At 75.4% G+C, this 16,877-nt stretch carries 18 protein-coding genes; 4 read left to right on the forward strand and 14 right to left on the reverse strand.

Annotation, left to right across the window (positions count from 1 at the left end):
• Positions 1-6: 6 nt before the first annotated feature.
• Entirely contained in the window at positions 7-483 is a 477-nt protein-coding gene (locus tag ACIOFR_RS16670) for an ATP-binding protein (protein ID WP_400997371.1), read from the reverse strand.
• A gap of 214 nt (positions 484-697) precedes the next feature.
• Between ACIOFR_RS16670 and ACIOFR_RS16675 the strand changes: the two genes are divergently transcribed.
• The gene (locus tag ACIOFR_RS16675; protein ID WP_400997373.1) at positions 698-1,903 is read left to right on the forward strand and encodes a cytochrome P450; all 1,206 of its coding nucleotides are present in this window, start codon (positions 698-700) and stop codon (positions 1,901-1,903) included.
• Here the strand turns inward: ACIOFR_RS16675 and ACIOFR_RS16680 are convergent.
• The 3 genes from ACIOFR_RS16680 to ACIOFR_RS16690 form a co-directional block, all read right to left on the reverse strand.
• On the reverse strand, positions 1,897-4,191 hold the full coding sequence (locus ACIOFR_RS16680) for a SpoIIE family protein phosphatase (RefSeq protein ID WP_400997375.1): 2,295 nt from the start codon (positions 4,189-4,191) through the stop codon (positions 1,897-1,899). The genes ACIOFR_RS16675 and ACIOFR_RS16680 overlap by 7 nt on opposite strands.
• 196 nt (positions 4,192-4,387) lie before the next feature.
• Positions 4,388-6,418 (reverse strand): SpoIIE family protein phosphatase, encoded by a 2,031-nt coding sequence (locus ACIOFR_RS16685; protein ID WP_400997378.1) that lies wholly within the window; start codon positions 6,416-6,418, stop codon positions 4,388-4,390.
• A gap of 182 nt (positions 6,419-6,600) precedes the next feature.
• Entirely contained in the window at positions 6,601-7,059 is a 459-nt protein-coding gene (locus ACIOFR_RS16690) for a hypothetical protein (protein ID WP_400997380.1), read from the reverse strand.
• Between the two features lie 387 nt (positions 7,060-7,446).
• On the opposite strand from ACIOFR_RS16690, the gene ACIOFR_RS16695 reads away from it, so the two are divergent.
• On the forward strand, positions 7,447-7,683 hold the full coding sequence (locus ACIOFR_RS16695; RefSeq protein WP_400997382.1) for a DUF6296 family protein: 237 nt from the start codon (positions 7,447-7,449) through the stop codon (positions 7,681-7,683).
• A gap of 115 nt (positions 7,684-7,798) precedes the next feature.
• On the opposite strand, the gene ACIOFR_RS16700 is transcribed toward ACIOFR_RS16695, so the two are convergent.
• From ACIOFR_RS16700 to ACIOFR_RS16730, 7 genes are all read right to left on the reverse strand, one after another.
• Complete coding sequence (locus ACIOFR_RS16700) at positions 7,799-8,656, reverse strand: ABC transporter permease (protein WP_400997385.1); 858 nt, start codon at positions 8,654-8,656, stop codon at positions 7,799-7,801.
• Complete coding sequence (locus ACIOFR_RS16705) at positions 8,616-9,488, reverse strand: ABC transporter ATP-binding protein (RefSeq protein ID WP_400997387.1); 873 nt, start codon at positions 9,486-9,488, stop codon at positions 8,616-8,618. Before ACIOFR_RS16705 ends, ACIOFR_RS16700 begins: the two co-directional genes overlap by 41 nt.
• Positions 9,485-9,940 (reverse strand): MarR family winged helix-turn-helix transcriptional regulator, encoded by a 456-nt coding sequence (locus ACIOFR_RS16710; protein WP_400997389.1) that lies wholly within the window; start codon positions 9,938-9,940, stop codon positions 9,485-9,487. Before ACIOFR_RS16710 ends, ACIOFR_RS16705 begins: the two co-directional genes overlap by 4 nt.
• Positions 9,941-10,036: 96 nt before the next feature.
• The gene (locus ACIOFR_RS16715; RefSeq protein WP_400997391.1) at positions 10,037-10,522 is read right to left on the reverse strand and encodes a universal stress protein; all 486 of its coding nucleotides are present in this window, start codon (positions 10,520-10,522) and stop codon (positions 10,037-10,039) included.
• A gap of 103 nt (positions 10,523-10,625) precedes the next feature.
• Positions 10,626-11,483: an SAM-dependent methyltransferase gene (locus tag ACIOFR_RS16720; protein WP_400997393.1), complete on the reverse strand. Its 858-nt coding sequence runs from the start codon at positions 11,481-11,483 to the stop codon at positions 10,626-10,628.
• Positions 11,484-11,584: 101 nt separating this feature from the next.
• Positions 11,585-12,493 carry a carbohydrate kinase family protein gene (locus tag ACIOFR_RS16725; RefSeq protein WP_400997395.1) on the reverse strand — a complete coding sequence of 303 codons (909 nt, stop codon included), beginning with the start codon at positions 12,491-12,493 and terminating at the stop codon, positions 11,585-11,587.
• Positions 12,490-13,437, reverse strand: a complete 948-nt coding sequence (locus ACIOFR_RS16730) for a pseudouridine-5'-phosphate glycosidase (RefSeq protein ID WP_400997398.1) — start codon at positions 13,435-13,437, stop codon at positions 12,490-12,492. The genes ACIOFR_RS16725 and ACIOFR_RS16730 overlap by 4 nt, the downstream gene beginning before the upstream one ends.
• Before the next feature lie 100 nt (positions 13,438-13,537).
• Here ACIOFR_RS16730 and ACIOFR_RS16735 point away from each other — a divergent pair, with 100 nt between their 5' ends.
• Positions 13,538-13,879: a hypothetical protein gene (locus tag ACIOFR_RS16735; RefSeq protein ID WP_400997401.1), complete on the forward strand. Its 342-nt coding sequence runs from the start codon at positions 13,538-13,540 to the stop codon at positions 13,877-13,879.
• 29 nt (positions 13,880-13,908) lie between these two features.
• Here ACIOFR_RS16735 and ACIOFR_RS16740 read toward each other — a convergent pair whose 3' ends face one another.
• Positions 13,909-14,355: an NADAR family protein gene (locus ACIOFR_RS16740; protein WP_400997404.1), complete on the reverse strand. Its 447-nt coding sequence runs from the start codon at positions 14,353-14,355 to the stop codon at positions 13,909-13,911.
• 75 nt (positions 14,356-14,430) lie between these two features.
• On the reverse strand, positions 14,431-16,023 hold the full coding sequence (locus ACIOFR_RS16745) for an FAD-dependent monooxygenase (protein WP_400997406.1): 1,593 nt from the start codon (positions 16,021-16,023) through the stop codon (positions 14,431-14,433).
• A 124-nt stretch (positions 16,024-16,147) separates the two neighbouring features.
• On the opposite strand from ACIOFR_RS16745, the gene ACIOFR_RS16750 reads away from it, so the two are divergent.
• Positions 16,148-16,690 (forward strand): CGNR zinc finger domain-containing protein, encoded by a 543-nt coding sequence (locus ACIOFR_RS16750; protein ID WP_400997408.1) that lies wholly within the window; start codon positions 16,148-16,150, stop codon positions 16,688-16,690.
• 67 nt (positions 16,691-16,757) lie between these two features.
• Here ACIOFR_RS16750 and ACIOFR_RS16755 read toward each other — a convergent pair.
• On the reverse strand, positions 16,758-16,877 hold a 120-nt coding region (locus tag ACIOFR_RS16755; protein ID WP_268932840.1), incomplete at its 5' end, for an acyl-CoA dehydrogenase family protein.

Below are 16,877 nucleotides of genomic sequence, written 5' to 3' on the forward strand. Positions count from 1 at the left end.
ACCGGCCTACGGCTGACGGAGCGGCCGCTCGGTGCCGATCTCGAACCAGACGGCCTTGCCGTGCAGCGACCTGGTGGTCCCCCAGCGGTCCGAGAGCAGGTGCACGACCCGCAGGCCGTACCCGCCCGGGCGGCCCGGCCGCGGCGGCGGGACGAGCGCGGGGGCCGACGGGTGGGGGTCGCTGACCTCGACCCGCAGGACCGCATCGGTGGCGAGGATCCTGAGGCCGGTCGGGCCGCCGGCGTGGCGGCAGGCGTTGGCGAGGATCTCCGCGGTCATCAGCAGCACGTCGTCCCGGGTGTGACGGCCGGACGGGTCGTTCGGGCCGACGGGCAGCCAGCGCAGGTCGGTGAGGGCCTGCCGGGTGGCGTCCCGCCCGGCCCGGACCGGTTCCGCCGCGTCGGCCAGCGGGAACGCCCGGCGGAACCGGTAGGCGGGCGGGCACGGCTCCCCGGCCGGACGGGCGCTGCCGGGTCGGGCCATCGCACTCACCTGCTCCCACTGGTCCTCGCGGGCCGGCCGGGATGCCCCGCACGGCCGCCGTCCCTTCTCGTCTGCCCCGCGTGAAGCCTCCGACGCAGCACTCAGCGCCGCACCCGGCGCAGCGCCCGCGGCCCGCGCCGCCCTTGCCGCCCCCTGCCCGGCCGGGCCCGGCCGCCACCGACCCGGGCTGACGGGGTGTCGGTAAGCTGTTCGAATGGCGATCACCCCTCCCGGCTCCGCTCCCGCCGTCGGCACCGCCGAGCTGCTCCAGGACCTGTACGGCGGCTACGCCGCGCTCCGCGCGACCGCTCCCGTCCAGCGGATGACCGGGCCGGACGGGCTGCCGTTCTGGCTGGTCACCCGGTACCGGGACGTCAAGGAGCTGCTCGCCGACCCACGACTGGCGCTGGACAAGCGGCACGCGCTGCCCGGCAACTACCGCGGTCTGGCCCTGCCGCCCGCCCTGGACGCCAATCTGCTGAACATGGACCCGCCGGACCACACCCGGATCCGCCGGCTGGTCTCCCAGGCGTTCACGCCGCGCCGGGTCGAGCGGCTGCGCGACGGCGTCCGCCGGACGGCCGAGCAGCTGGTCGACGCGATCGAGCCGCTCGGCCGCACCGACCTGATCGCCACCTTCGCCGGGCCGTTCCCGATCGCGGTCATCTGCGACCTGCTCGGCGTCCCCGCCGGGCACCGCCACGACTTCCGGGCCTGGACGGACGCCGTCATCGCCCCCGACCCGGCCCGGCCCGAGGAGGCCCGGGCCGCCGTGGGCGCCATGCTGGAGTTCTTCACGCAGCTCGTCGAGCGCAAGCGCGCCGAGCCCGGCGACGACCTGCTCTCCGCACTGATCGCGGCCCGGGACGAGGGCGAGGACCGGCTCGCCGAGGACGAACTCACCTCGCTCGCCTTCCTGATCCTGTTCGCCGGCTACGAGAACACCGTCCACCTGATCGGCAACGGCGTGCTCGCGCTGCTGGACCACCCCGAACAGCTGGACGCGCTGCGCCGGGACCCCTCGCTGGTCCCGGCCGCCGTCGAGGAGCTCGCCCGCTTCGACGGGCCCGCGCCGCTGGCGATCCGCCGCTTCCCGCGCGAGGACGTCGTGGTCGCCGGGGTCACCGTGCCCGCCGGGGAGACCGTCCTGCTGGCGCTCGGGGCGGCCAACCGCGACCCCGAGCGGTTCGACCGCCCCGACCGGCTCGACCTGCACCGCACCGACAACGCCCACCTGGCCCTCGGCCAGGGCGTCCACTACTGTCTCGGCGCGCCGCTGGCCCGGATGGAGACCGCGATCGCCCTGGAGACCCTGCTGCGCAGGCTCCCCGCCCTCGCCCTGGACGTGCCCCGCAACGAGCTGCGCCGGCGCCCCTCGCTGCGGGCCCGCGGGCTGCTCGCCCTGCCCGTGCGCTACTGAGCCGGGAACTCCTGCTCGGTCCAGATCGCCTTGCCCTGGTCGGTGTAGCGGCTGCCCCACCGGGTGGTGAGCTGGGCGACCAGATAGAGCCCCCGGCCGCCCTCGTCGGTGAGCCGGGCGCGGCGCATCCGGGGCTGCGTGCTGCTCGGGTCGGAGACCTCGCAGATCAGCCGCTCCGCCCGGATCAGCCGGACACCGACCGGCCCGCCGGCGTACCGGATCGCGTTGGTGACCAGTTCGCTCACCACCAGTTCGGTGGTGAAGACCAGGTCGTCGAGGCCCCAGGTCTCCAGCTGCCGGGTGACCTCGCCGCGCATCCGGGAGACCGCCGCGGGATCGGGCTCGACGTCCCAGGCCGCGGTGTCACCCGCGGGCAGGGCCCTGGTGCGGGCCAGCAGCAGGGTCACGTCGTCGGGCAGCCGGTGGGCCGGCAGGCCCGCGGTGATCTCCCGCCCGGCCTCGGCGAGCGGCCGACTGGTCACCCCGGCCCGGCCGAGCCTGGTCCGCAGTTCCGCCATGCCCTCGTCCAGGTCACCCGCGCTCCCCGCGATCAGGCCGTCGGTGTAGAGCACCAGCACGCTGCCGGCGGCCAGCTCGATCTCGGCGGTCTCGAACGGGAAGCCGCCGACCCCCAGCGGCGGGCCCGGATTGAGCTCGACGTACCCGATCGCGCCGTCCGGGCGGACCACCACCGGCGGCGGGTGGCCGGCGCTGGCCATCACGCACCGGCGGGACACCGGGTCGTAGACGACGTACAGGCAGGTCGCTCCCGCCGGGGCGGGTTCCGGCCGGGCCGTAACGCCGTCCTGGTCGGCCTCCACCACCAGTTGGGAGACCAGGTCGTCGAGGTGGACCAGCAGTTCGTCCGGCGCCAGGTCGAGGTCGGCCAGGGTGCGGACGGCGGTACGCAGCCGACCCATCGTCGCGGTGGCCTCCAGGCCGTGCCCGACGACGTCCCCGACCACCAGCGCGATCCGCGCCGAGGACAGCTGGATCACGTCGAACCAGTCGCCGCCCACCCCGCCGTCCGTGTAGGTGGGCAGGTAGACGCTGGCGGTGACGGCCGCGGGAGTGTCGCTCTCGGCGGGCGGCAGCAGGCTCCGCTGGAGGCTGACGGCGGCGCGGTGCTCGCGGGTGAAGCGGCGGGCGTTGTCGAGGGCGAGGGCGGCCCGGGAGGCGATCTCCTGGAGCAGCTCCAGGTCGGCGTCGTCGTACGGCTCCGCGCCCTGCTCGCGGTAGACGCAGATCCGGCCCAGCAGGATCCCCCTGGCCCGTAGCAGCGCCGCCATGGCGGGCGGGCCGCCGGACCGGGCCGAGGTGGCCGCCGAGGAGTCCGCCGGGTCGACCGTCACCGTGGTGCCGGTGGGCAGCGAACCGCCGGCGTCCCCGGCGACGGCGGCACGGCGCAGCACCAGTTGCCCGGCGCGGCCCGGCTCGGGCTCGTCCCCGTTGAGGACGGACTCGGCGACCTCGGCCACGGCCGCGTCGGCGAACCCGGGGGCGAGCACCGCGGCGAGCTCGGTGCAGGTGCCGGTGACGGACAGCGACCCGCCGACGGCGGCCGTCGCCCGGTGCAGCAGTTCCAGCCGCCGGCGGAAGCGGCCGCGCTCGGTGACGTCCGTGAACAGCGCGGTGACGCCCATCGGCTGCTCGCCGTCGGCCTGCAGCCGGAAGGCCGAGATCCCCATCATCCGGCCGCCCCGCGGGTCGAGGGCGGTCCGCACCGTCGCCTCCGGCAGCACCAGCGGCCGCCCGCTGTCGAGCACGTCCCGCAGCAGCCCCTCGATGGCCTCGGCGTCCTCGGGCCGGAGGAAGTCGGCCAGGCGCAGGCCCTTGAGGTCGGTCGGCAGGCCGGTGTACGGGAGCAGGTGGGTGTTGGTGCGCACCAGCCGCAAACGGTCGTCGAAGACCGCCAGGCCGACGCGGTCCTGGAGGAAGAGTTCGCGGGTGAAGGCGTGGTCCTCGCGCCAGCGGGCCACCTCGGTGGCCGGCGCGCCGATGACCAGGAAGCGCGCCGGGCCGCCGTCGACCAGGGGCATCACCCGGTAGGCGACCTCGGTCTCCCGGCCCCGGCCGTCCAGCAGGGCGGCCTGGCCGGAGCGCCCGGCCGCCAGGCCCGTCCACTGGGTGCGGTCGGCCAGCAGCTCGCCCATCGGCCGCCCGCACACCTCGGCGGCCGCCCGGCCGAGCAGCCGCTCCGCCGCGGCGGTCCAGCCCACGACGACGCCGTCGGCGTCGACGACGGCGGCTGCCATGCTCCCGATGAACGGGTGGCGGTAGTTGTCCATGCTGTGCGCACCTCATGCGGTCGGCAGGGGGGCCGGTCCACTCCTCCTCATCCTCCATCGGATGCCGGTGCCGTGCGTGCTCCCGGTCACCGGCGACGTGCTGCGGTCGTACGGGTCGTTCCGGTCGTGCAGGTCATGCGAGTCGTTCCGGTCGTGCAGGTCGTTGCGGTCGTGCGGGCCGCGGGAGCCGCACGGGTCATCGGGGTCTGAACGCGAGCAGGGCGACGTCGTCGTGGCTGTCGCCGACCCTCCGCAGCCGGTCGCAGAGCTCCTCGACCGGTAGCTCCCGGGCCTCGGTGGCGGCCTCGGCCAACCGGTCCAGGCCCTCGGACAGGCCCGCGGCATGGGTCTCGATCAGGCCGTCGGTGTACAGCAGCAGGGTGTCACCGGGAGCGATCACCCGGCGGTGGACGGCCCTCCCGACGTCCGGGTCCACGCACAGCGGCAGGTCGGCGCGGCGGCCGGTCAGGAACCGGGCCGGCCCTTCGGCGGGGACCAGCAGGGGTGGCGGGTGCCCGGCGTTGGCCCAGACGGCGTGCCAGCCGTTGGGCCGCGAGGTGAGGTGCACGTGGACGGTGGTGACGAACGGCGCGACGTCCAGGCCGTCCGCGGCCCGGTCGAGCTGGGCGAGGATGTCGGCGGGCGTGGCGGGCCGGTTGCTGTTGTACGCGAGCGCCCGCAGCATGCTGCGCAGCTGGCCCATCGCGGTGGCCGCGGTGAGGTCGTGACCGGCGATGTCGCCGATGGCCAGGGCGAGGGTGCCGTCGGGCAGGAAGAACGCGTCGTACCAGTCGCCGCCGATCTCGGCGGTGGTGCTGGCCGGCTGGTAGCGGGCCGCGAGGTCGACCCCGGGCACCTCCGGGGTGGGGGTCAGCTGGGCGCGTTGCAGGCTGAGCGCCGTCCGCCGGGTGTGCTGGTGCTCCATGGCGTTGCGCAGCGGTTCCCTGGCCTGCTGGAGCACCTCGCGCAGCAGGGCGATGTCGGCGGCGCTCGGCGGCGGGCTGTCACCGCACCCGGCCGCCGCGGCGAACGCCACCACGCCGGAGTCCACCACGATCGGCACCAGGACGAGGCTGGTGGCGCGGGCCTCGGCGAGCCAGCGCACCGAGACGTCGGGCAGGATGCCGTCCGGGGGGTGCCCCTCGGCGAAGGTCAGCAGGCGGGGCCGGCCGCTCTCGATGACCTCGCGGGCCACCGGGCCGACCCGGTAGGTCTGGCTGCGGAGGGCGGGCAGCGCCGGCAGCCCGGCGCGGGCGGCGGAGGCGACCCGGGTGGCGATGATGCCCTCGGCGGAGGCCGGTCCGTTGCCCTCGGGCAGCCGGAAGACCGCGCAGGCGTCGGTGAGTTCGGGCACCACGGCCTGGGCCATCGCCGCGAAGGCGCCCTGGAGGTGGTGGCCGGGGACGGCGGAGACCCGGGCGAGCAGCCGCTCGCGCAGCCTGGCCCGCCACTGGTCCTCGATGTCGGCGGTGGCGCCGATCCACTCCGCGACCCGGGCGTTGTCCTCGCCCTCCCCGAGGACGGGCACGGCCCTGGCCTTGACGTGGCGGTACTCGCCGGAGGCGGTCAGCACCCGGAAGGTGGCCTCGAACATGGTCGGCGGGCCGCCGGCGGCGGCCGCCCAGGCCCGGACCAGCCGCCCGGCATCACGGGGGTGGATCTGTTCCAGCCAGCCGGCGTCCATGGTGGGGCGCCAGGGCGCGCCGGTGAGGTCCTCCCAGCCCTCGACCAGTTCGGTCATCGAGCCGTCCGGCCGCATCAGCCACACCATCTGGGAGACCGCCGACATCAGGGCCTCGTAGCGTTCCAGGGTCTGCTGCCGCTGGTGCGAGAGCTCCTCGGCCCGTTCGGCCGCCAGCACGTCGGTGGTGGTGTCGACGGCCAGGCAGAGCACCCCGCGGCCGTGCCGGGAGCGGACCTGGGTGCAGCTGTAGACGAAGTAGCGCGGCCCGGGGGCGCCGGGGCCGGTGCCGGCGGTGGCCCGGGGTGACGTCTGCTGCCGGGCCCGGCCGTCCCGGTAGACCTCGTCCATCAGGGTGATGAAGGGCCCGGCGTCCTCGTCGGCGAAGGCCTCGACGGCCGGGAGGTCGAGGGTGCGGTGGCCGAACAGCCGGCGGAAGGCGTCGTTGCAGTAGACCAGGCGGTGTTCCGGCCCGGAGAACAGCGAGACCGACACGATGGCCTGGTCGAAGACCTCGGGCACGAGCTCGGGCTCGGCGGCGTCCACGGGCGGCGCGCTCCTCTCGGGGGCAACGGGATGCCCACTCCCGTTCGACGCTACGAGAGGTGTCGACCGGGCGCATGCCGTCGGGGGCGGGCCGGGGACGGGCCGGGGGCCGCCGGGACCGGCCGGGCAACGGGACGGGGCCCGGCCGCCGTGGTGGCGGCCGGGCCCCGTGCGCGGGTCGGTCAGCAGGCGACCTGGACGTTCAGCGAGACCGGGTTGGGCGACCACGGGAAGGACGCCACGGCGAAGGTCGCGTGGACGGTCGAGCCGCACGCGACGGTGCCGCTGACGCCGTCGACCCGGATGGTCGAGGCGAGGAAGTTGGCGCCCTGGTTGACGGTGCCGAGCGAGGCGCCGCCGACCACGTCGGCCGACAGGGTGGTGATCAGCTGCTTCGGCTGCGGGGCCGGGCTGCCCGGGGACGGCGGGCCGGCCAGGCCGACCTGACCGTAGATCACGACGCCGGTGCCGGTGATCTCGGCGCAGACCTTGGTGGCGAGGCCGGCCTGGAGGCCGGTGCTGCCGCAGGTCGTGGTGGTGGTGACGGCGGCGGCCTGCGGGGCGGTGGCGGCACCGGCCGGGGCGACACCGAGGGCGGTCAGACCGGCGACGCCGGCCGCGAGGAGGGCGATGCGACTCATGGTGTTCTCCAGAGGTCGGGTGGGGCCGCCCACGGGAGTCCGCGGGCGGCATCTGCAATGTGATATTTCACATCGGAGCTGACATCAGAGTGACACGGACTCGAACAGCGCGTGCGATCTTCACGGCAGATCGGTGCCGAATGTGATCTACGCAACTCGCCCGCTCCCCACCACTGGTGACGGACGATCACCCCGACGGACCGTCAGGTGGGAGCGGATCGGTCGCGTCGGCCCGGGGCGCGCCCACCGGTCGGCACCCATCCGGCCGGTACGCCGATGACCTGCGCGAATGCCCTCCAGCTCCCCGATCCGGCCGGGTGCGCAGCCGGGCCGGGCCGCGCCACACGCCCTACGATGAGAGGCGGGGGTCGGACAGGAGGGCCGCGTATGAGTCAGGGCAAGCGCTACGCGTTGACGTTCCCCGGCGCGCCGGGAGCCCATGCGCCACAGGACGTGGTGGTGGTCGAGGCGACCGGGGACACCGGCCCGGGCGGACATCCCGTGTACGCGGACGCGTCCGGGATCGTCCGGGCCGAGATCAGCGACCGGGACGAGGTCAGAATGCTCGCCACCGGTGGGAACCAGTCCACCCAGACGCCCATCCACGCCGTACCGCTGCCCTGACGGGCGTGCCCGCCGGGGCGGACGGCCCTCCCGCACCACCGGGAGGGCCGTCCGCTGTGCGCCACCGGGTGACGGCCCGCCCCGCCGCCGTCCGCCCGGTTCCCGCATCGGCCGCTCAGCGGGCGAGCCGCCCCATCAGGCCGGAGGCCGCGCCGATGCCCAGGGCGCCGGCCAGCACCAGCACCCCCAGGTCCAGCCAGAGGTGCGCGGGGGTGCCGAGCAGCAGTCCGCGCAGCGCGTCCACCTCGTAGCTCAGCGGGTTGACCGTGCTGACCGCCTGGAGCCAGCCGGGCATCACGTCGACCGGGTAGAGCGCGCTGGAACCGAAGAACAGCGGCATCGTGATGGCCTGCCCGATCCCCATCAGCCGCTCGCGGGTGAGGACGATCCCGGCGATCGACATCGACAGGCAGGCGAAGAACGCCGAGCCGAGCACGACGACCACGACCACCCCGAGCAGGCGCAGCGGGTTCCAGGTCATCGAGACCCCGAGCACGGCCGCGATCACGACGACCACGGCGGCCTGCACCACGGACTTGACGCCGGCGGCGAAGGCCTTGCCGGTCACCAGGACCGCCCGGGGCGTCGGGGTGACCAGCAGTTTGGTCAGCACGCCGGAGTCCCGCTCCCAGATGATCATGATCCCGTAGAAGATCGCGATGAACATCGCCGACTGGGCGATGATCCCGGGCGCCAGGTAGTCCAGGTACGGCACCCCGTCGGTCGGGATGGCCTTGATCCGGGTGAACGTCTCGCCGAAGATCAGCAGCCACAGAGCCGGCTGGACGGCCCTGGTGTAGAGCTCGATCCGGTCGTGCCGCAGCTTCTGCAGCTCGATGGCGCAGAGCGCGGCGACCCGGGCGGGCACCAGGCGCCAGCCCTGCCGGGCCGGCGGCGGCGTCAGCAGCAGCCGCAGCTCCGGCGCGGGGGCGTCAGCCGACGCGGGACGCGGTCCTGCGGGTGCGACGGACATCGCCGAGATCCCCTCCTTCCTCGCTGTCGCCGCCGGTCAGCGCACTGCCGGCGTAGTGGCGGAAGACGTCCTCCAGGGTCGGCTCGGTGCCGGTCCGGCCGCCGAGCGCGGCGCGCAGCTCCCCGGGGGTGCCGACCGCCCGGCTGCGTCCGCGGTGCATCAGCGCCACCCGGTCGCAGTACTGGTCGGCCTCGTCCATGTAGTGCGTGGTGACCAGGACGGTCATCCCGGTCGCCGCCCTGACCTGGTTGATCCGGTCCCACACGCCGGTCCGGGCGATCGGGTCCAGACCGATGGTCGGCTCGTCGAGGATCAGCAGCCGGGGTGCGCTGACAAGGGCCTGGGCGAGCTCCAGGCGGCGGACCATGCCGCCGGAGTACGTCCCGGCCAGCCGGTCGGCGGCGTCGGTGAGGTCCACGGCGGACAGCGCCTCGGCCACCCGGGCGGCCCGCTCCCGACGCGGCACGTCGAAGACCCGGGCGAACAGGGCGACGTTCTCCCGGCCGGTCAGGCTGCCGTCGGCGGAGAGCTGCTGCGGCACGTACCCCAGCAGCCGCCGCACGGCCATCCGCTCGCGGGCGCTGTCGTGCCCGAAGACCTCGACCATGCCCGGCGGGATCCGCAGCAGGGTGGTGACGGCCCGGATCGCGGTGGTCTTGCCCGCGCCGTTCGGGCCCAGCAGGCCGAACACCTCGCCGGCCCGGACCTCCAGGTCGAGTCCGTCGACCGCCCGGGCGGCGCCGAAGGCGTAGCGCAGTCCGGTACAGCGGACGGCCGGCACCGCGGCGCCCTCCGGCGGTCCGGTCGACGGCGCGGTCGGTGGCGCGGTCATGGGCCTTCCCCTTCCTCGTGGAGGCCCTCGGCCAGGCGCCGCAGGGCCGGAAGTGCGGCGGTCAGTGCCGCCCGGTCCGGCTCGGGGAGCCGGGCGACCTGTTCGCGGACGAGCGCGCTGCGGCGGGCGTCCCAGGCGGCCAGCCGGGCGGCCGCCTCGGGGGTGGGGTGGAGCAGGGCCGCCCGGCCGTCCGCCGGGTCGGGGTCGCGGCGCAGCAGACCGGCCCCGACGAGCTGGTTGACCAGGGTGGAGACCGAGTTGCCGGCCAGGAAGAGCTCCTTGGCCGCGACCGAGACCCTGATCCCGGGCCGGGCGGCGACCAGGCGCAGCAGTTCCACCTGCGCGCCGCGCAGCCGTGGGGCGGTCAGCCCGCTGCGGAGCCGGCGGCGCAGCAGTCGCTGGATGCCGACCAGCACCTCGGCCAGGTCGTCGGCAAGTCCCTTGGTCGCCATGGCGACAATTTTAGCTCTCAGTGAGAGCTATCGCAGCGGAATGCGGCCGATCGGGCAGGCGGGCAGGCCTCCCACGGAAACGGAGGTCCTCGGTCCTCAGGGCACGACGGTGACCGGCCAGCGCCCGGCCTTCACCAGCCGGACGGCGACCGAGCCGAGGATCCGGTGGCCGGCCTGCTCGGAGGCGCCGACCACCACCGCGTCCGCCTTCAGCCGGTCCGCCGTCTCGACCAGGCCGCTGTACGGGTCCCCCTGGAAGGTGACGAACCGCCAGCGCACCTGGAACACGTCCCGGACCTTGTCCGCCCAGGCCCTGATCTCGGCGACCACCTCCTCGGCCACCTGCTCGGTGAGCCCGGCGACCGAGGCGCCCATCGCCACCGCGCCGCCGAGCACCGGCTGCACGTAGACCACCACCAGCAGCGCGTTCTGGCGGCGCGCCAGCCCCGCCGCGTAGGCGCCCGCCCGGCCCGAGGCCGCGGAACCGTCCACGCCGACGACGATCACCTTGGGGCCGTCGGTACCCCGCTCGAACTCCGCGCCGGACAGGGCGGAGCGGTCCGGCTGCCATTCGTCGTCCACAGCTGCCGAGCCTAGTCCCCGTCCGGTCGATCTCGGCGGGCCCGGCAGGATCGGCCGGACCGGGCCTGGTCCCGGCCCTGCGGTGCGGCCCCCACGAGGGGTGTCAGGACCGCTTGCGGGCGATCCCGGCCCAGTAGTACGCGGCCTGCGGGTCGACCGGCGGCTCGCCGTCCGGGCGCCAGGCCATCACCGGCGCCACACCGGGCTCGATCAGCTCCCAGTCGCCGAAGAACTCCGCCACCTGCTCGCGGGTGCGCGGGACGAGGGTCAACCGCCCCTGCTCCGCCGCGGCGACGACCTGCCCCATCGCCTCGGCGTTGAAGTCGGCGCTGGGGTGCGTGATCGCGACGTGGCTGCCCGCCGGGAGCGCGTCCAGCAACGCGCGGACCTTGCCCCACGGGTCGTCCTCGTCCTCCAGCAGCATCAGGATCGCGACCAGCATCAGGCCGACCGGCCGGGTGACGTCCAGGGTGCCGGTGAGCGCCGGGTGGGACAGGATCCGCTCCGGCTCCCGGAGGTCGGCGTGGATGTAGGCGGTGCTGCCGCGGTCCGCGCTGACCATCAGGGCGCGGGCGTGGGCCAGCACGATGGGGTCGTTGTCGACGTACACCACCCGGCAGTCCACCGCCTCGGTCTGGGCGACCTCGTGGGTGTTGCCCTCGGTGGGGATGCCGGTGCCGATGTCCAGGAACTGCCGGATGCCGGCCTCCCGCACCATGTGGCGGACGGCCCGGCCGAGGAAGTCGCGGTTCTCCCGGGCCATCGTGCGGATGCTCGGGATCGCCTGCTCGAAGGCCTCGCCCAGCGCGCGGTCGGGTGGGAAGTTGGTCTTCCCGCCGAGCCAGTAGTCGTACATCCGCGCCGAGTGCGGCAGCGAGGTGTCGATCTCCGGCGGCTGGTGCGACGCCATCTCCTCGACGATCCCGCCCAGCCCCTGTGACCAGTCCTGATGCTCCGACAAGTTCAGCCACCCCTGGCCCAATTGGTTCGTCTGACGCGTCCAGGGTAACCGCCGCGGACGGCGCCGGGGGGACGGGCTGCGACGGGACGCGCGGGCCCCGCTCAGGCGGCCCCGGCCGACGGCGGGCGGGCCCCCACCGAGCGGACGGCCTCGGCGCCGGCCGCGCAGCCCGCCAGCGCCGCCGCCACCGGGTCGGCCCCGGCCAGCGCCGCGGCCAGGAAACCGCCGGTGAAGGCGTCGCCGGCACCCGTGCTGTCCACCGCCTCCGCGGGCACGGCCGGGACGCGGGCGAGCAGCTTCCCGTCCTGCGCCACCAGTGCCCCGCGGCCGCCGAGCTTGACCACCGCCGTCCCGTGCGCGGCGCTCAACTCCTCGGCGGCGGCGGCCGGGTCGTCCCGGCCCGTGAGCAGCCGGGCCTCGGCCTCGTTCGGCAGCAGCAGGGCCGCCCCGGCCACCGCCGACCGGAACGCCGCCACCCCCAGCCGTTCGAGGAAGCCCGTGGAGGCCGGGTCGACGCTCACCGGCGTACCGGCGACGGCCGCGCCCGCCGCGACCAGTGCGGCGAGCCGGCGGCCTGGCTCGGAGAAGAACAGGTAGCCGGAGAGGTGCACCCGGCCCGCGTCGGCGAGCAGTTCGGGATCCCAGTCCCCGGGGCCGAGCCGGACGGAGGCGCCGCCGTCGGTGACCAGGGTGCGTTCGGCCCGGCCGTCCACCAGGCAGATCACCACCGCCGTCGGCGCCCGCCCGTCGACCACCAGACGGGGGTCGACCCCGGCCGCCCGCAGCTGCGCCCGGTGCCAGTCGGCGGAGTCGGCGCCGACCCGGGCCAGCAGGCGGGCCGGTGCGCCCCGGTGCGCGGCCCAGGCCGCGACGTTGGCGCCCGCGCCGCCGGGCCGGACCGCGATCCGGGCGGCGGTGTCGGTGTGCGCGGCGAGCGGTCCCTCGTGCAGCGCGAGCACGTCGGTGACCACGTCACCGACCACCAGCAGCGCGCCGGGCCGGGGCGTCACCCGCGGGCCGCCCGCTCGCCGTCGGCCCACGCACCGGCGATCCGGGCGGCGAGGCGCACGTTGCCCCGGACGGCGGCCAGGTTGGCCTCCAGCGAGGCGCCCCCGGTGTGCTCGGTGAGGTGGGCGAGCAGGAACGGCGTGGTGGCCTGCCCGGTGACGCCCTCGCGGTCGGCCGCGGCGAGCGCCTCGGCGAGCACCCGGTCGTGCAGGTCCGGGTCCAACTGCTCGGACTCGGCGACGGGGTTGGCCACGATCAGCGCCGACTCCGGCCCGCCCAGGGCGTCCTGGGCCCGCATCGCGGCGGCGACCTCGGCCGGCTCCTGCACCGTCCAGTCCACCGGGCATCCCGAACTCGCCAGGTAGAAGCCGGGGAAGCGGGTCGTGCGGTGGCCGAGCACCGCCACCCCCAGGGTCTCCAGCCGCTCCAGCGTGGCGGGCACGTCCAGGATCGACTTCACCCCGGCGCAGACCACGGTGATCCTGGTCCGGGCCAGCAGGGCCAGGTCGTTGGACTCGTCGTGGGTCTGCGTCCAGCCCCGGTGCACCCCGCCGAGGCCGCCGGTGGCGAAGATCCGGATGCCGGCCCGGGCCGCCAGGAACGCCGTCCCCGAGACGGTGGTCGCGCCGCTCGCGCCCGCCGCCACGGCCGGCGCGAGGTCCCGGAAGCCGAGCTTGCGCAGCGAGGTGTCGCCGGCGACCCGCTCCAGCTCGGCCTTGCCGAGGCCGATCCGCGGCACGCCGTCCAGCACCGCGATGGTGGCCGGCACCGCGCCGGCCTCCCGGACCAGCCCCTCCAACTCCCCCGCCACCTGGAGGTTGCGCGGCCGGGGCAGACCGTGCGCGATGATCGTCGACTCCAGGGCGACCACCGGGGCCCGACGCTCCAGCGCGTCGCGCACCTCGTCGGAGAGCCGGAGGAAGGGGGCGGATTCGGAACTGGTCATTCTCCATTCCTGGCATGACCGGCGCGAGTCCAAACCTGTCCGGGCCCGGCGGCGGTAGGATGCGGGGTGCGGGGTGGGACGCGAACTGTCTGGATCCGCCATGCTTCACGACCACGACGCGGTCTGCTCCCGCTTCGGCGCCGAACCGGCACCCGTCGCCGGCACCGAGATCCTCGGCCTGGCCGGGACGTTCTCCAGTGTCGTCTTCCCGATCAACGGCCTTCGGCAGCCCGCCGAGGACGGCGCCTGCGGCTGGTTCGTCTGGTCCTCCGAGGAGCTCTCCGACGATCCCGACCTCTTCGTCCCGACCCCGGTCGCCCACCTCGTGACGGTCTGCCCCGCGGTCCGGCCCTACCTCGCGCTGCCGCCCGGCTGGCGCTTCCTGATCGGCCCGGGGTACGAGGACGTCTGGTTCGACGAGGAGCTGCTGCACGGCAGTTGACCCGCCCGGGGCCGCTGCCGAGCCCTGTCCTAACGCTCGCCGGCCCGGAGCCCGGTCCGGGTGCGCATCAGGATCCGCCCGAGCATGTTCCGGCCCGTCCCCGTCCGGCCGCGGCCCCAGTAGTGATCGGTCCCGGTGTCCTCCACCAGTTCCTCGTCCCCGGTGGCCAGCAGGATGCACCGGATGTCCTCGTGCGTACGGAACTTCGCCGCCACCGCGCGGCGCATCACGTCGTCCTTGACCCGTTCCCAGTCCCGCCGCAGCGGCCTGCCGCGGTCGCGGCCGAGCTCCGCGGCGCGCAGGGCCGTCCGGGCCAGCCGGATCTGTTCGGCGTGCCGGGTGCCGGCGAACTTCTGGGCCTGGAAGTAGTGCTCGGAGGTCGGCCACCAACGGCCGTCGAGCTCCAGCCCGTGCGGCGAGAAGTTCGAGAAGCAGCCGTAGGGCACGTCGTCCGCGCCGTAGAAGTGGATCGCCATGCCCTGTCCCGCCCCGCCCCGCCCGAGTCGTCGAGATCGGCACGCTGCCAGCCCCGCGCCCGCCCGGCAACCGGTTTACGGCCGTGCGGGGTGGGCGGCGCCGGTGAGGACGGAGCGCAGCACGCGGGCGAGTTCCGGGCCGGCGGGCGGGGCGGCGGCCCGCCACGCGACGTGCCCGTCGGGGCGGACCAGGACCGCGCCCGAGGCGGGCACGCCGCACAACCGCCCGAAGGCGCCGGGGTGTTCCTCGCGCAGCCGGCCAGCGCCGAGGGTGTGGACGGTGACCGGGAGGCCGGCCGCCGCGGCGGCGTCGGCCCGGTGCTGCCAGGCGGGGGTGCCGTCGGCCGTGATCAGGGTGAACCCCGTCCCGACGAGGTCGAGGGTGGAGGAGCTCCCGGGCGGGCCGGTGAGCCGGGAGTGCGGGGCGCGGCAGCCGGGTTCGCCGCTCGGGTGGTAGCCGGAGGCGTCGACCGGCGGGCGGACGGGAGCGCCGGGGGCGGCAACGATCGCGGCGGAGCGGTAGGCGGCGGTGAGCAGGAGTTCGTCGTCGATGCGGTAGCCGGCCCGGGCCCGGGCGTTGTCGGCGGACAGGTCGATGACCTGACGGGCCACCGGGCGGCGCTCGGCCTGGTAGCTGTCCAGCAGGTCGGTGGTGGCGCGGCCGTCGGTCACGGCCGCCAGCTTCCAGGCGAGGTTGTCGGCGTCGCCGATACCGGTGTTCATGCCGTGGCCGCCGGTCGGCGGGACGACGTGGGCGGCGTCGCCGGCCAGCAGGACACGTCCGCGGCGGTAGGCGGAGGCCAGCCGGGCGTCCATGCGCCAGAACGCGGTGTCGCGTACGGTCACCTCCAGGTCGGGGAGGCCCGCCGCGGCCCGGACCAGGTCCGCCAGTTGCCGCCGGTCGGTGAGGTCCGCACCGCCGGGCGGGCGGTCGGGGTCGAAGGGGTACTGGTAGATCCAGTGGCGGTCGTTGTCCACGGCCATGAAGCCGCCCCGTCCGGGCGGGGTGAGGAAGTACGAGGCACTCGCCCGGTCGGCCACCACCGCGCCGAGCGGCGCCTCGAAGCGGACGCTGAGGAAGTGGCCGAGACCGGTGGGGCCGTCCATCCCGATGCCCGCGCCGGTGCGGACCGTGCTGCCCGCGCCGTCGCAGCCGACGAGCCACTGGGCGCGCACCTCGTGCCGGCCGCCGCCGGCGAGGTCCTCCAGCACCGCGGACACCCCGCCCCCGTCCGCCGCGCCGGTCAGCAGACGGGTGCCGAACCGGATCCGTGCGGCCGCCGACTCGCGGGCGCGCCGCAGCAGGATCGGCTCCAGGACGTCCTGGGAGCAGATCAGCCCCGGCGAGGGGGTGTGCTCCTCGGCGCCGGCCGGGTCGTGGGCGACGCCGCTGCGGACGAAGTCCGGGTCGACCAGGTCCCGGCCCCGGTAGAACCTCACCTGGGAGGCCGGCAGTCCGGCGCCACGGATCTCGTCCTCCAGCCCGCAGCGGCGCAGGATCTCCATCGACCGGGCCGACACCCCGCGGGCCTTGGGGTGGCGGGCGGTGTCCGGACGGGCCTCGACCAGCAGGTGGTCCACGCCGTACCGGGACAGCAGGATCGACAGGGTCAGGCCGACCGGGCCGCCGCCCGCGATGAGCACGGTGGTCGTCGGGGGGAAGGGCATGGCTCTCCAGGGGAGCTCGCGGGCGGCGTCGACGACCCGACGCCGTAACGCCCATCCACAGATTTTGACGTTACCATGTGGGGGTACCGCCCACAGGACGAACCCGGTCGGAGACAATCACGCCATGCCCGAGGACCTGAGCGGGGCCAACCCCCGCGGCCTCCACTTCATCGCCGAACTCGCCAACGCCGTCCAGGACGGCACCCGGGTGGGCCCGGCCGACCTCCAGGAGCTGGTGGAACGCCACGGCGGGCCGCCCTTCGCGCTCACCGACTCCGACGCCCGGCAACTGTGCGAGGCCACCGCCCGGCTGATCGGCATCCTCGCGACGCAGGACGAGGACCGCGCGGCCGAGGCGATCAACACGCTGCTCGATCACTACCCGGCCCGGCCCCGCCTGGTGCGGATGCCCGGGCGCCCCTGGTCCCTGCACACCCGGGCGCGCCCGGACGCCGCCCCCGCCGACTGGCTGCTGTCCACCGCCGCGCTGGCCCTCGGACTCTGGCTCGGCGAACGCGGCCGGTGCGCCTGGGGGCAGTGCGCCGCCCCCGGCTGCGGCCGCTACTTCATCGACACCGGCCGCCGTTCGCCGCAGCGCTACTGCACCCCGCGCTGCGCGACCCGCGTCCGGGTCGCCGCACACCGGGCGCACCAGCCGCCCCGCTAGCACCTGCGCAGCACGAAGCCCCCGCACCGGGGGGTCGGTGCGGGGGCCGGGGGCCGTGCGCAAGGCGTTACGGCAGGTTGCGCGCCATCACAATGCGCTGCACCTGGTTGGTGCCCTCGTAGATCTGCGTGATCTTCGCGTCCCGCATCATCCGCTCCACCGGATAGTCCCGGGTGTACCCGTACCC

This window comes from Kitasatospora sp. NPDC088346 (assembly GCF_044740765.1).
Classification (GTDB): Bacteria; Actinomycetota; Actinomycetes; order Streptomycetales; family Streptomycetaceae; genus Kitasatospora.

Excerpts from the sequence above, each read along its gene's own strand:
- ACIOFR_RS16670 (WP_400997371.1), bottom strand. The coding sequence starts at position 483 with ATGGCCCGACCCGGCAGCGCCCGTCCGGCCGGGGAGCCGTGCCCGCCC.
- ACIOFR_RS16675 (WP_400997373.1), top strand. The coding sequence starts at position 698 with ATGGCGATCACCCCTCCCGGCTCCGCTCCCGCCGTCGGCACCGCCGAG.
- ACIOFR_RS16680 (WP_400997375.1), bottom strand. The coding sequence starts at position 4,191 with ATGGACAACTACCGCCACCCGTTCATCGGGAGCATGGCAGCCGCCGTC.
- ACIOFR_RS16690 (WP_400997380.1), bottom strand. The coding sequence starts at position 7,059 with ATGAGTCGCATCGCCCTCCTCGCGGCCGGCGTCGCCGGTCTGACCGCC.
- ACIOFR_RS16695 (WP_400997382.1), top strand. The coding sequence starts at position 7,447 with ATGAGTCAGGGCAAGCGCTACGCGTTGACGTTCCCCGGCGCGCCGGGA.
- ACIOFR_RS16700 (WP_400997385.1), bottom strand. The coding sequence starts at position 8,656 with ATGTCCGTCGCACCCGCAGGACCGCGTCCCGCGTCGGCTGACGCCCCC.
- ACIOFR_RS16705 (WP_400997387.1), bottom strand. The coding sequence starts at position 9,488 with ATGACCGCGCCACCGACCGCGCCGTCGACCGGACCGCCGGAGGGCGCC.
- ACIOFR_RS16710 (WP_400997389.1), bottom strand. The coding sequence starts at position 9,940 with ATGGCGACCAAGGGACTTGCCGACGACCTGGCCGAGGTGCTGGTCGGC.
- ACIOFR_RS16730 (WP_400997398.1), bottom strand. The coding sequence starts at position 13,437 with ATGACCAGTTCCGAATCCGCCCCCTTCCTCCGGCTCTCCGACGAGGTG.
- ACIOFR_RS16735 (WP_400997401.1), top strand. The coding sequence starts at position 13,538 with ATGCTTCACGACCACGACGCGGTCTGCTCCCGCTTCGGCGCCGAACCG.
- ACIOFR_RS16740 (WP_400997404.1), bottom strand. The coding sequence starts at position 14,355 with ATGGCGATCCACTTCTACGGCGCGGACGACGTGCCCTACGGCTGCTTC.
- ACIOFR_RS16745 (WP_400997406.1), bottom strand. The coding sequence starts at position 16,023 with ATGCCCTTCCCCCCGACGACCACCGTGCTCATCGCGGGCGGCGGCCCG.
- ACIOFR_RS16750 (WP_400997408.1), top strand. The coding sequence starts at position 16,148 with ATGCCCGAGGACCTGAGCGGGGCCAACCCCCGCGGCCTCCACTTCATC.